Source organism: Gottfriedia sp. NPDC057948, assembly GCF_042887255.1.
GTDB lineage: Bacteria > Bacillota > Bacilli > Bacillales > Bacillaceae_G > Gottfriedia.
In genome coordinates this window covers 103,353-115,434 of record NZ_JBHVPN010000007.1, presented here as the reverse complement: position 1 = coordinate 115,434, position 12,082 = coordinate 103,353, and the positions used below count along the sequence as shown (strand labels likewise).

The window sequence follows — 12,082 nt, the reverse complement described above, 5'->3', positions numbered from 1 at the left end:
GGGGCAGCAGGAGCAACAGGTCCAGCGGGAGCAGCAGGAGCAACAGGTCCAGCAGGGGCAGCAGGAGCAACAGGCCCAGCGGGAGCAGCAGGAGCAACAGGCGCAGCAGGAGCAACAGGTCCAGCAGGAGCAGACGGAGCGACAGGCCCAGCAGGAGCAACAGGGGCAGCAGGAGCAGCAGGGGCAACAGGCCCAGCAGGGGCAGCAGGAGCAACAGGTCCAGCGGGAGCAGCAGGAGCAACAGGTCCAGCAGGGGCAGCAGGAGCAACAGGCCCAGCGGGAGCAGCAGGAGCGACAGGCCCAGCGGGAGCAGCAGGAGCGACAGGCCCAGCAGGAGCGACTGGTGTAGCAGGTACAGGTGCAATCATTCCATTTGCATCAGGTGCACCAATTGTGATGTCTACAGTTTTAGGTGGATTAGCAGGAACAGCTGGACTTGTAGGATTTGGAAGTTCTATTCCGAATGTTACATTACTTCCTGGACCAGCTATTGATTTAACAGGAACTGGTTTGCCAACTGAAATACTTGATTTTGCATTCTCAATGCCTAGAGATGGCATAATTACGGCTATTTCAGCATCCTATAGTAACGTAGTAGCTTTGGCTCTTTTAGGAACAAATATTGTAGTCACTGCACAATTATATAGTGCACCAGTAAATAGTAATAACTTTACTCCAGTTGCAGGTGCAAGCGTCACTTTACCAGCTCTAGTAGGTCCGCTTACATTAGGCCAAATCACGAGCGGTATTTCTACACCTTTAGCAATACCAGTTGTTGCACAAACTCGTTTAATGATGGTATATACTGCAACTGCAAACGGTATTAGCCTTGTAAATACTGTTACTGGATATGCTAGTGCAGGAGTAGCTATAAACTAATTAATAAAAAGAAATAGTAAAAAATAAATCTTAAAAATTTGACTCTACTAAACTAGATCATATTTGACTATCAATGATAGTTTTGAATCTAGTAAGTAGAGTTTTTTTTGCGGATTTTTAATAGAAATAGTATTAAAATCCAAACAAACTTGTCCAACAAAAATAGTATAAAGTGTACGTCAAAATATTTTTGGAGGTGTATCTATTTGCCAATACCACCAGGCCCACCAGGCCCACAATTACCACCAGTCTTACCATTACCACCAGCTCCAACAGGTCCTACGGGAGCACCACTGCCACCAGGTCCTCCACCACCAACAGGAGTTACAGGTCTAACAGGTCCAACAGGAGCAACAGGTCCACAAGGTCCAACAGGTCCAGCAGGAGCAACAGGTCCAGCGGGAGCAACAGGATCAAATGGAGCAACAGGAGCAGACGGAGCGACAGGCCCAGCGGGAGCAACAGGCCCAGCAGGTGCAACAGGAGCAGACGGAGCGACAGGCCCAGCGGGAGCAACAGGTCCAGCGGGAGCAACAGGAGCAGACGGAGCGACAGGCCCAGCAGGAGCAACAGGTCCAGCGGGAGCAACAGGAGCAGACGGAGCAACAGGCCCAGCAGGAGTAACAGGTCCAGCGGGAGCAACAGGAGCAGATGGAGCGACAGGCCCAGCGGGAGCAACAGGAGCAGACGGAGCAACAGGTTCAGCGGGAGCAACAGGAGCAGATGGAGCGACAGGTCCAGCAGGCGCAACAGGAACAGATGGAGTGACAGGTCTAGCAGGAGCAACAGGTCCAGCGGGAGCAACAGGAGCAGATGGAGCGACAGGCCCAGCAGGAGCAACAGGCCCAGCGGGAGCAACAGGAGCAGACGGAGCAACAGGAGCAGACGGAGCAACAGGAGCAGATGGAGCGACAGGTCCAGCAGGAGTAACAGGAGCAGACGGAGCGACAGGTCCAGCAGGAGCAACAGGAGCAGACGGAGCGACAGGTCCAGCAGGAGCAACAGGAGCAGATGGAGCGACAGGCCCAGCGGGAGCAACAGGCCCAGCGGGAGCAACAGGAGCAGACGGAGCGACAGGCCCAGCGGGAGCAACAGGTCCAGCGGGAGTAACAGGAGCAGACGGAGCAACAGGCCCAGCAGGAGTAACAGGTCCAGCGGGAGCAACAGGCCCAGCAGGAGCAACAGGCCCAGCGGGAGCAACAGGAGCAGACGGAGCAACAGGCCCAGCGGGTGCAACAGGCCCAGCAGGAGCAACAGGTCCGAGTGTAACTTCAACTGGATTCTCAGCATTCATTCCAAGTGTGAATACTGCTACTACAGCTCAATTAACTAACTGGAGTGTTGCTAGTCCACATTTCAGTTCACCTGCTTTTAATCCAACACTTGGTAATTTTACAGTACCTGCTACAGGAAGATATACTTTTGAAGCAACAATTAACTATTCAACAACTGCAACATTAACGGCTGCTATCGGAGCAGGAATAAATCCTTCTTTTGTAATACGTAGAACTGCTCCTACTACTGCTGACTTAATAAGTGGTTTAGTACCAATTTTAGATGTAAATATACTTGCAGTATTGAACTTAAGAGCAATTCTAGGAGATGGAACTGTCACCATTACTGGAGATTTAGAATTAACAACCGGAGATGTGATTGGTCTCTTCTATGAAGCAGACGGATTGGCAGTTCAGCTTACTTTAGGTGGAAACAATACAGCTGGTATCACTTGGTCAGTTCACCGTATTTCTTAATGATCACTCTAAGAGATTAATAGTCAAATATTAAGGTGATGACAGTCCTCATTAATTATTCAATAGTAATCTATTCGAATAAATTAATGAGGATTTTTTTATTAAATAATTAATACTGACCAAATATTTCCATCTTGAATATAGTAATTATTGCATGATTTATTCAGATACATGAATTTAAAAGAAATCATACTTGCTATTGCAGTGAGATACTAAGAAGGTGTTTAATGAATGAAAACTAGTATTATTATTTTGACTTATAATCAGCTCGAGGTATCGAAAAAATGCTTTGAAAGTCTTGCTAAATATACAAAGGAAGATGAAGTAGAAATCATTGTTATTGATAATGGCTCGACTGATGGCACACGAGATTATTTAAAGAATAATCCTTCTTTTATTACAATCTTTAATGAGATCAATATGGGGTTTGCTAAAGGTTGTAATCAAGGAATTAAAGTCGCTACAGGAGATAACTTGTTATTTTTAAATAATGATACAATCGTTACAGAAAATTGGTTAGATGCAATGCTTACTCTTTTATATAGTAATGATAAAATTGGCATGGTTGGACCTGTAAGTAATTATGTAAGTGGATTGCAGCGAATTAATGTTGATTATCAAAATGATCAAGAAATTAATGATTTCTCATTAAGATATTGTGCAAGTGTAAAAGGAATGTCTAAGCAAGTATTAAGATTAGTAGGATTTTGTTTATTAGTTAGACGCGAATTAATTGATCGATTAGTAGGATTTGATGAAAGGTTTAAACTAGGTTCATTTGAAGATGATGATATTTGTTTAAGAACTATTTTAGAAGGATATGAATTGCATATTGCATTAGATTCATTTGTTCATCATTATGGGCACATGACGTTCAACGGAAATAGTGATATTAATATAAATCACCTATATATTGAAAATAGAATGAAGTATATCGAAAAGTGGGGAAACAATTTAATAGATATTGGGTATCCAAAGACGGAAATTATTGAAATGGTGCCAAGTAACATAAATAATGTATTAGAAATTGGTTGCTTAGCTGGGGCAACAGGTCTAGAAATTAAAAATCTATATAAATGTGAATTATATGGAACAGAAAGTGATTCAGAACTATCCTCAATTGCATCACAATTTTATAAAAGAGTTGATACAATTAGTATTGACGAAGTGCCCCACAGTTACCCTGAGGAGTTTTTTGATTTAATCATAATTGATAATATTGTAAACCATCTTGTAGATCCTTGGAGTTTCGTAAAAGAAATCACTAATCTATTAAAACCATCTGGCTCAATTATTTGTAGAGTTCCAAATGTTTCACATGGTGAAGTTCTCTTTCAATTACTACAAGGCCAATGGAATTATATTCATGCTGGAATATTGAAAAAAGAAAATATTAGATTTTTCACACCTCAAACAATTAATACGCTATTTCCAACTGACCAATTTGAAGTGACGACAAAGAATGAAAATATAAATGTAGATTTAAATATTAAGTTGTTTTTTGAAGAAGTAGTTCATTTAGCTCATAGTTTTGGAATAAATCTTGAACAACTAACTTCAAATCTTGAAATATATAATATGCTCTTGTTGATAAGGAAAAAATGATTAAAAGGCAGTTGAGGGGTCCTCAGCTGCCTTCGTTATTTAATCTATTCGAAAAATACTCTCTATTTGAGAGAATACTTGGATGTGTTGGGTAAAAATGATAGGCTAATTCATTGTGCTCATTTGCAAGTCGTAATTTACCTATTCTGTCATAGCATACAGCTAGCTGTAAATGTGGTAGCCAAGTAGTACATGATGGGTTGTGAAGAATCAAACGATTGTTCACCTTATTTAAGGTTGCTTCTTTATACCAATAAATAGCTGAATTGAAATTATTTTTCTCAAAAAATGTATAAGCCAATCTACAACATGTTTCTGGGTGAGTATTGCCATATTTAAGAGCTTTTAATAACCAAGTAGTTTCTAAGTCTCTTAGATTAAACTCGTGATAACAATTAGCAATATAATGACATGCAAGAATATTAAGTTCTTCAAATGGTTGATTTAATCTCAAAAATTTTAAAAAATATTTTATTGATTGATCATGTTGATGATCTGAACTTAATTCCTTTGCATAATAAAACAAATCCATTGTTGAAAGATTGAGGTTGTTATTTAACATTTGTTCATAAATTTGAATATTTTCTTTTGTATTTTGTGTAAAAGGAAGATCTGTAATAACAAGATTTGTAGAATATGTTTCAGAGGTTTGTTCATTTTTTATATCCGGTGAATGACTATTTGAACTTAACCTTTTAAATAATCTACTAATTTTTTGTTTACTTTTTACATCCCAACCAATTTGATAATCGACAGCTACATTATAAACTTCATTGTTTATTGATTGTTTTAGATTAGAAAATGTTAAACGATCATTTTCTAGTAAAACTTCACTATGGTTTAGTAAAAGTATAAAGTCTTTTGTTGCCAAAGATTTTGAAAAATTTAATGCATCTATTTCATCCACACCATCAAAGACATGTATATGGCCTGTAAACTGTCTTGTTAGCTCAATCGTTCGATCGTGGGAATTCATATCAACGATGATAATTTCTTCAACTAAGCTACTAACTGAACTTAGACATCTTTCAATTGTGGCTTCATTATTTTGTACAACCATGCATAAACTGACTGTGATCAAGCTATCACCCTTTTCTATAATTTTGATTTTGTCTGAATTGATTGATGATAATTTTGTGTTGATTTACTTAATTAGTAGTTTCCAAATCATCTATTAGTTTACTAAACAGATAGGATCGGAAATATAAAGTTAGTAGATGGGTAGGGTGAGTTATTGGTCTTTAAAATATGAGCGGAAATACTCTTGGTTGTGAAGAACAGAAGGGTTATTCGGAACATAGCTTGCTGCTATCTCATTATATTTTCTAGCTGTAAGTTGATCGCCTAATCGACTATAGCAAAGACATAACTGTAGATTAGGTAACCAAGTGTAACACGCTTGATTAATAAAAGGACTACTTGTAGGAACATCAACAAGTGTAGCAAGTTTATACCATGAAATAGCACGTGTAAAATCACCTTGTTGAAGATACACAAATCCTAAACGACAGCAGTTTTCTCCTCGGGGACCATCATATGAAAAAGATCTTAGACAAATACTTATCGCTTTTTCCAATTGGTTTAAATTAAAAAAGCAGTCTGCCATTTTTCCACAGGCTTGAATATTATCTTCGTACCAGCCTTTTCCTTCTTCAAGAAACAATTCATACCATTCAATTGCTTTCTCAAATAGCTGATGATCTACACATTCATTTGCATAATAGTATTTGTCACGAGGACTTAATTTATTTCCTGAAGAAATCGCATTTTCATAAATCTTTAAATTACGATCAGAAAACTCTTTGTCTTTTTGATGAATAATTGCGGCATCCGATTGAATAATTTCGCCGTAAACTTCTAAATATTCATGTACGAAACCAATCCATTTAAAGTTTCTTTCTCGCTTAACGATTCGATTACGTACAGAACTAAAGCTCGGATTACCATTTTCATCGAAAGCTAGATGATATTTCATTCCGACAGCGTCGACATTTTTAGTTAATGACTTTTTTAATTTAAGTAATTTTTTTGCATTTTCATCAGTGATAATATCATCAGCATCTAGCCACATAATATAATCCTTGGTTGCTTTAGAAAACGCAAAGTTTCTTGCCGCAGAGAAATCATTGATCCAAGTAAAATCGTAAATTAGATTTGTAAACTTTTTAGCTATTTCCTTTGTTTTGTCTGTTGAACCAGTATCAATAATGACAATTTCGTCTACTATATTAGATACAGATGATAAACATCTGGAAAGAACAGCTTCTTCGTTTTTAACAATCATACAAAGACTTAAAGTTATTGGTTTTTTTTTCATGAATTCCACCTCAATTTCTATGTTATTAAGGTTGTCAACAAAAGGTGCCATTCATAGAGTTCAAAAAAAGATTAATGTTGAAATTCTACATTAGATATGATTAAATGGAAAAAATGAATATTGAAAATTTTTAGATGAAGAGAGTAATCTTATTTTGATTCTTGTAGAGAGTTGGGGATGGTGGAAGCCTAACAGAGAGAATAAGATGAAGCGCACTTCGGAGAAGCAGTCTGAAATAATAGTAGGACTTTGCCGGGGAAGACCTCGTTAACAAATTTTAAAGTTGGTTCAATATTTTTGAACAATTAGAGTGGTACCGCGGATTAGTTAAACCCGTCTCTTATGATAGAGACGGGTTTTTTATATTTTGGAGAGGATTGATCAGAATGAATTATGTAAAAATGTATAGTGAACAAATTGAAAAAGCTTTAAATGGATCACTAACTTTAACTGAAATTAACTCACTTATCGAAAAACCGAATTATGCAGATCAAGGTGATTTAGCATTTCCTTGTTTCCAATTAGCAAAAGCATTAAAAAAATCTCCGGTTATGATTGCAAAGGAAATTGCACCACAAATTAATCATGATTTAATTGAAAAAGTAGAAGCGAACGGACCGTATGTAAACTGCTTTTTGAATAAAAAGCTAGTAAGTAAGCAAGTAATTGAATTAGTTCTTGGCCAAGGGAAGGAATATGGAAATCAAATAATTGGTGAAGACAAAACGGTTGCGATTGATTGTTCCTCACCAAATATTGCAAAGCCATTTTCGATGGGGCACTTGCGTTCAACAATGATTGGAAATTCAATTGCTAAAATTGCTGAAAAAAATGGGTATAAAGCAATAAAAATTAATCACCTTGGAGACTGGGGAACACAATTTGGAAAATTAATTGTTGCTTATAAACTTTGGGGTAATCAAGACGCAGTAAAAGAAAATCCAATCAAAGAGCTTTTAAAATTATATGTTAAATTTCATGAAGAAGTTGAAAAAGAGCCTCAACTTGAGGAAGAAGCTAGAAGCTGGTTTAAGCAATTAGAGGAAAAAAATGAAGAAGCCCTGCATTTATGGAAGTGGTTCCGTGATGAGTCTCTTAAAGAATTCATGTTAGTTTATGATTTATTAGGTGTTAACTTTGATAGCTTTAACGGAGAAGCATTTTACAATGATAAAATGGAACGAGTTATTGAACTTCTAGAGCAAAAAAATCTTTTAGTGGAATCTGAGGGTGCCGAAGTTGTTGAATTAACTGAAAAAGATTTACCACCATGTTTAATTAGAAAATCTGACGGAGCTACATTGTATGCAACAAGAGATTTAGCAGCTGCACTTTACCGTAAAGAAACTTACGATTTCGATAAGGCCATATATGTAGTTGGTGGAGAACAAGCATTACATTTTGAGCAAGTATATACAGTTTTGAATAAAATGGGTTACGAATGGTCTAAAGATATGGTACACGTACCATTCGGTTTAATCCTACAAAACGGTAAAAAAATGTCAACGCGAAAAGGGAAAATTGTTCTTTTAGAAGAGGTAATTGAGGAAGCGATTAGTTTAGCTAGTCAAAATATTGCAGAAAAAAATCCTACATTAAAAAATAAAGAAGAAGTTGCAAAAATGGTTGGAGTCGGTGCAATCATTTTCCAAGATTTAAAAAATGATCGTATGAATAATATCGAATTTTCACTTGAGCAGATGCTAAAATTTGAAGGTGAAACAGGGCCATATGTACAATACTCAATTGCGAGAACGAATTCAATTTTAGATAAAGCCTCATCACAGGATTTAACTAAACAAGATGGGCTAGATGATTCATATAGTTGGGACATCATAAAACATATTCTTGAGTTTCCTAATAAAGTTACACGTAGTTTTGAACAATTTGAGCCATCTGTCATTGCTAAATATACAATCGATTTGGCACAAAGCTTCAATAAATATTATGGAAATACTCATATTCTAACAAATGATGAACAATTAGAAAGTAGATTAGCATTAATTAAAGTTGTTTCCATTGTTTTAGAAGAAGGATTAAGATTATTAGGAATTCGTGCTCCAAAAGAAATGTAAAGTAACAGGTATTGAAGAAATTTTTATCTTCAATACCTGTTTTCTTTTTGAACTGATTGTAGAACTGAACTCGAAACACAGTCTTTCTAATTTTTATTACATATAAATAGTTTATGTAAGGATTTCGATTAACAATGTATCCAAATGAAAAAAGATTAACGTAGTCTATGAAAACAATTAAAATTTAATAGTTTTATTGAAAATGATTATCATTTACATTTATAATGGATTTAAGATATTTAGAGGATAAGGGGAAACGTTCAATGTCGATATTAAATTTTATTAAAAATAGAAGAACGATTAGAGATACAAAAAAGGATCCAATTAATATGGAAGATTTAATGGAGCTACTTGAAGCAGCATCTTATGCTCCTTTCCACAGTAAAGAAGAGCCGTGGCAATTCATTATGGTTTCTGAAGAAAAAGAAAAAGAATATTATGCTTCAAAAATTGTAGATAGCTACGAAAGAATGGAATTAACTGAAACATATACAGTTGAGAAAATTAAAAAATCAACGGAATTCTTTAAAACATATATCATCGACACACCTATGCATTTAATTATTACGACAGACCACTCAGAAAATGAAAAGAAAAATTTAGAAGCGATTGGCGCAACCTGTGCATTTGTTCAAAATTTACAATTAGCAGCTTGGGAAAAGAATATTGGAATGGTATGGCGAACAAATCCTTATATTTTTGATAAACAATTTTACAAAGAGATGGGTATTCCAGAAAATCGAAAAATTTTAGGAGCTCTTCATATCGGTTATATAAATTCAATGCCAAAAGGAACAAAGAAAAGAAAACATCCAAGTGAATGGACTTCTAAGTTAAGTCAAAATATTACACTTTCTTAAACAAATAATATGAAATGTAGAGTGATGTATATAAAAATGCATTACTCTTTTTTCATTACCTAAAATTTACCAAAAGTTTTGTAGCTTAATTCGACACTTTTTGTAATTGTTTTTAATTATAATCCATTTTGAAAGACATTATTTTAATGGAGGAATTTAATAATGAAAAAATTATTAACAACAATTTCTGCTTTAACTTTAGCAAGTACTATGTTTTCAACCGCTGCTATGGCACAGAGTGAAAATGCAAAGAAATCACTTGTAGCTTTAGGAGATTCGATTACGTTTGGTTACAATTTAGGTGTAAATAATGATCATCCTTCTAAGGTTGCTTTTCCATATATTATTGGACAAGATGCTAATCTAAGAGTTCGTGACTTAGGTGTTCCAGGCTGGAGGACTGATCAATTGTTGTTCTCAATCAAGAATGATGATACATATCGAGATGCAGTTAGACATGCTGATTATGTAACTTTAGATATTGGAAACAACGATCTTCTTCAAGCTCTCAATGCGAGTAATGGAGATTCTACTAAACTACAGCAATCAGTTGGTGCAATGCTACCAGTGTTATTAAAGAACTTATCGGATACTATTTTAGAAATTAGATCTCTTACTGATGCACCTATTGTAGTATATAACATATATAATCCTTTCCAAACTACAGATCCTATGTATGGACAAGGCAATTTCCTATTGAGCAACATTATTAACAAAAATATTAACAATTCAGTGAATGCTCTCAAAGCAAATGGGGTCTCTAATATAGTAATAGCAGACGCTTTTTCAACTTTCTATAATCGTCAAAGTACATATGTTAGACAGAATGATATTCACCCTACAATAGAAGGGCAAAAAAAGTTAGCTGAAATTGGTGAAGCAGCATTAAATTTAGATTGATATTGTAAAAAAAGAGAGTGTTCAAAAAAGATTTCTTTTTGACACTCTCTTATAAATATCATTTTAAAACACCTTAGTAGTCCAGTTTTCGCCATTCCATACATCTGTAACTAATCCTTGATAGAATTCAGGTTCGTGACAGATAACTAAAAGACTTCCTTTGTACTCTTTTAGTGCGCGTTTTAGTTCTTCTTTAGCATCTACATCTAAATGGTTAGTAGGCTCATCGAGAACAAGTAAGTTTGTTTCTTGATTAATTAACTTACATAAACGAACTTTTGCCTTTTCTCCACCACTTAAAACGGCAACTTTACTCTCAATATGCTTAGTCGTTAAACCACATTTTGCAAGTGCAGAACGAACTTCATATTGCGTAAATGATGGGAATTCATCCCAAACTTCATCGATACATGTTTTATTATTATCACTTTTTACTTCTTGTTCGAAGTATCCAATGTGAAGGAATTCACCGCGCTCAACTTCACCAGAAATTGGTTTAATATCTCCAAGTAAACTACGCATTAACGTCGTTTTACCGATACCGTTCGCACCAACTAAAGCAATTTTCTGGCCACGTTCCATACGTAGATTTAACGGTTTAGATAGAGGCTCATCGTAACCAATCACTAAATCTTTTGCTTCAAATATTAATTTACCTGAAGTACGAGCAGGTTTGAAGTTGAACTCTGGTTTTGGCTTTTCACGTGCAAGCTCAATTACATCCATTTTATCAAGTTTCTTTTGGCGAGACATAGCCATATTACGAGTAGAAACACGAGCTTTATTACGAGCAACGAAATCTTTTAGTTCAGAGATTTCTTGTTGTTGACGTTTATATGCTGATTCTAATTGTGATTTTTTCATTTCATGAATTCCTTTGAAATTTTCATAATCACCAACATATCGATTTAATTCTTGGTTTTCCATATGATAAATCAAGTTAATAACACTATTTAAAAATGGAATATCATGTGAAATTAAAATAAATGCATTTTCATACTCTTGTAAATAGCGCTTTAACCATTCAATATGTTGCTCATCTAAATAGTTAGTAGGCTCATCTAGTAATAAAATATCTGGTTTTTCTAAAAGAAGTTTTGATAGAAGAACCTTTGAACGTTGACCACCAGAAAGTTCAGTTACATCGCGATCAAGTCCGATATCTTCTAAACCTAAACCACGACCGATTTCTTCAACTTTAGCATCAATAATATAGAAATCATTATTTGTTAAAGTATCTTGAAGAACACCAACATCTTCAAGCATTTTCTCCATTTCTTCCGGAGTTGCTTCAGCCATTTTTACATATAAATCATTAATTTCATTTTCCATATCAAACATATATTGGAAAGCACTTTTTAATACGTCACGAATTGTCATACCTGGTTGTAATACAGCATGCTGATCTAAATAACCTACACGTACTTTTTTAGACCATTCAACCTTACCTTCATCAGGCTGTAATTTTCCAGTAACGATATTCATAAAAGTTGATTTACCTTCACCATTTGCACCAATAAGACCGATATGTTCACCTTTTAATAGACGGAATGATACATCATTAAAAATTGCACGATCACCGAATCCATGGCTTAAGTTTTTTACAGTTAAAATACTCATAGATCGACACCTTTTCTCTATTTTTCATATAATAATGTTCTTTTATGAAAGAACGTAATTTAAACAGTCACCATC

General features: G+C 35.4%; 9 protein-coding genes and 1 other annotated feature. Of the genes, 6 read left to right on the top strand and 3 right to left on the bottom strand.

Annotated features, from left to right (window positions below):
- From ACFVRR_RS13165 to ACFVRR_RS13155, 3 genes are all read left to right on the top strand, one after another.
- A partial coding sequence (locus tag ACFVRR_RS13165) for an exosporium glycoprotein BclB-related protein (RefSeq protein ID WP_387329068.1) occupies positions 1–879 on the top strand: 879 nt, incomplete at its 5' end.
- Between the two features lie 206 nt (positions 880–1,085).
- Complete coding sequence (locus ACFVRR_RS13160; protein WP_483867343.1) at positions 1,086–2,630, top strand: hypothetical protein; 1,545 nt, start codon at positions 1,086–1,088, stop codon at positions 2,628–2,630.
- Between the two features lie 231 nt (positions 2,631–2,861).
- Entirely contained in the window at positions 2,862–4,235 is a 1,374-nt protein-coding gene (locus ACFVRR_RS13155) for a glycosyltransferase (protein ID WP_387329066.1), read from the top strand.
- A gap of 22 nt (positions 4,236–4,257) precedes the next feature.
- Here ACFVRR_RS13155 and ACFVRR_RS13150 read toward each other — a convergent pair whose 3' ends face one another.
- Both ACFVRR_RS13150 and ACFVRR_RS13145 read right to left on the bottom strand, forming a co-directional pair.
- Entirely contained in the window at positions 4,258–5,316 is a 1,059-nt protein-coding gene (locus ACFVRR_RS13150) for a tetratricopeptide repeat-containing glycosyltransferase (protein WP_387329063.1), read from the bottom strand.
- Positions 5,317–5,466: 150 nt separating this feature from the next.
- Positions 5,467–6,552, bottom strand: coding sequence for a tetratricopeptide repeat-containing glycosyltransferase family 2 protein (locus ACFVRR_RS13145; RefSeq protein ID WP_387329060.1), 1,086 nt, complete (start codon positions 6,550–6,552; stop codon positions 5,467–5,469).
- Positions 6,553–6,674: 122 nt separating this feature from the next.
- Positions 6,675–6,896: a binding site (T-box leader), on the top strand.
- A 42-nt stretch (positions 6,897–6,938) separates the two neighbouring features.
- Between ACFVRR_RS13145 and argS the strand changes: the two genes are divergently transcribed.
- The 3 genes from argS to ACFVRR_RS13130 all read left to right on the top strand — a co-directional run bounded on the left by argS (position 6,939) and on the right by ACFVRR_RS13130 (position 10,387).
- Complete coding sequence (argS, locus tag ACFVRR_RS13140; RefSeq protein ID WP_387329057.1) at positions 6,939–8,627, top strand: arginine--tRNA ligase; 1,689 nt, start codon at positions 6,939–6,941, stop codon at positions 8,625–8,627.
- 263 nt (positions 8,628–8,890) lie between these two features.
- Complete coding sequence (locus ACFVRR_RS13135) at positions 8,891–9,487, top strand: nitroreductase family protein (protein ID WP_098566227.1); 597 nt, start codon at positions 8,891–8,893, stop codon at positions 9,485–9,487.
- Positions 9,488–9,649: 162 nt separating this feature from the next.
- Entirely contained in the window at positions 9,650–10,387 is a 738-nt protein-coding gene (locus tag ACFVRR_RS13130) for a GDSL-type esterase/lipase family protein (protein ID WP_387329053.1), read from the top strand.
- A 63-nt stretch (positions 10,388–10,450) separates the two neighbouring features.
- On the opposite strand, the gene ACFVRR_RS13125 is transcribed toward ACFVRR_RS13130, so the two are convergent.
- Positions 10,451–12,007 carry an ABC-F family ATP-binding cassette domain-containing protein gene (locus ACFVRR_RS13125; protein ID WP_097978352.1) on the bottom strand — a complete coding sequence of 519 codons (1,557 nt, stop codon included), beginning with the start codon at positions 12,005–12,007 and terminating at the stop codon, positions 10,451–10,453.
- Positions 12,008–12,082: the final 75 nt, after the last annotated feature.

Excerpts from the sequence above, each read along its gene's own strand:
- argS (WP_387329057.1), top strand. The coding sequence starts at position 6,939 with ATGAATTATGTAAAAATGTATAGTGAACAAATTGAAAAAGCTTTAAAT.
- ACFVRR_RS13145 (WP_387329060.1), bottom strand. The coding sequence starts at position 6,552 with ATGAAAAAAAAACCAATAACTTTAAGTCTTTGTATGATTGTTAAAAAC.
- ACFVRR_RS13130 (WP_387329053.1), top strand. The coding sequence starts at position 9,650 with ATGAAAAAATTATTAACAACAATTTCTGCTTTAACTTTAGCAAGTACT.
- ACFVRR_RS13155 (WP_387329066.1), top strand. The coding sequence starts at position 2,862 with ATGAAAACTAGTATTATTATTTTGACTTATAATCAGCTCGAGGTATCG.
- ACFVRR_RS13125 (WP_097978352.1), bottom strand. The coding sequence starts at position 12,007 with ATGAGTATTTTAACTGTAAAAAACTTAAGCCATGGATTCGGTGATCGT.
- ACFVRR_RS13135 (WP_098566227.1), top strand. The coding sequence starts at position 8,891 with ATGTCGATATTAAATTTTATTAAAAATAGAAGAACGATTAGAGATACA.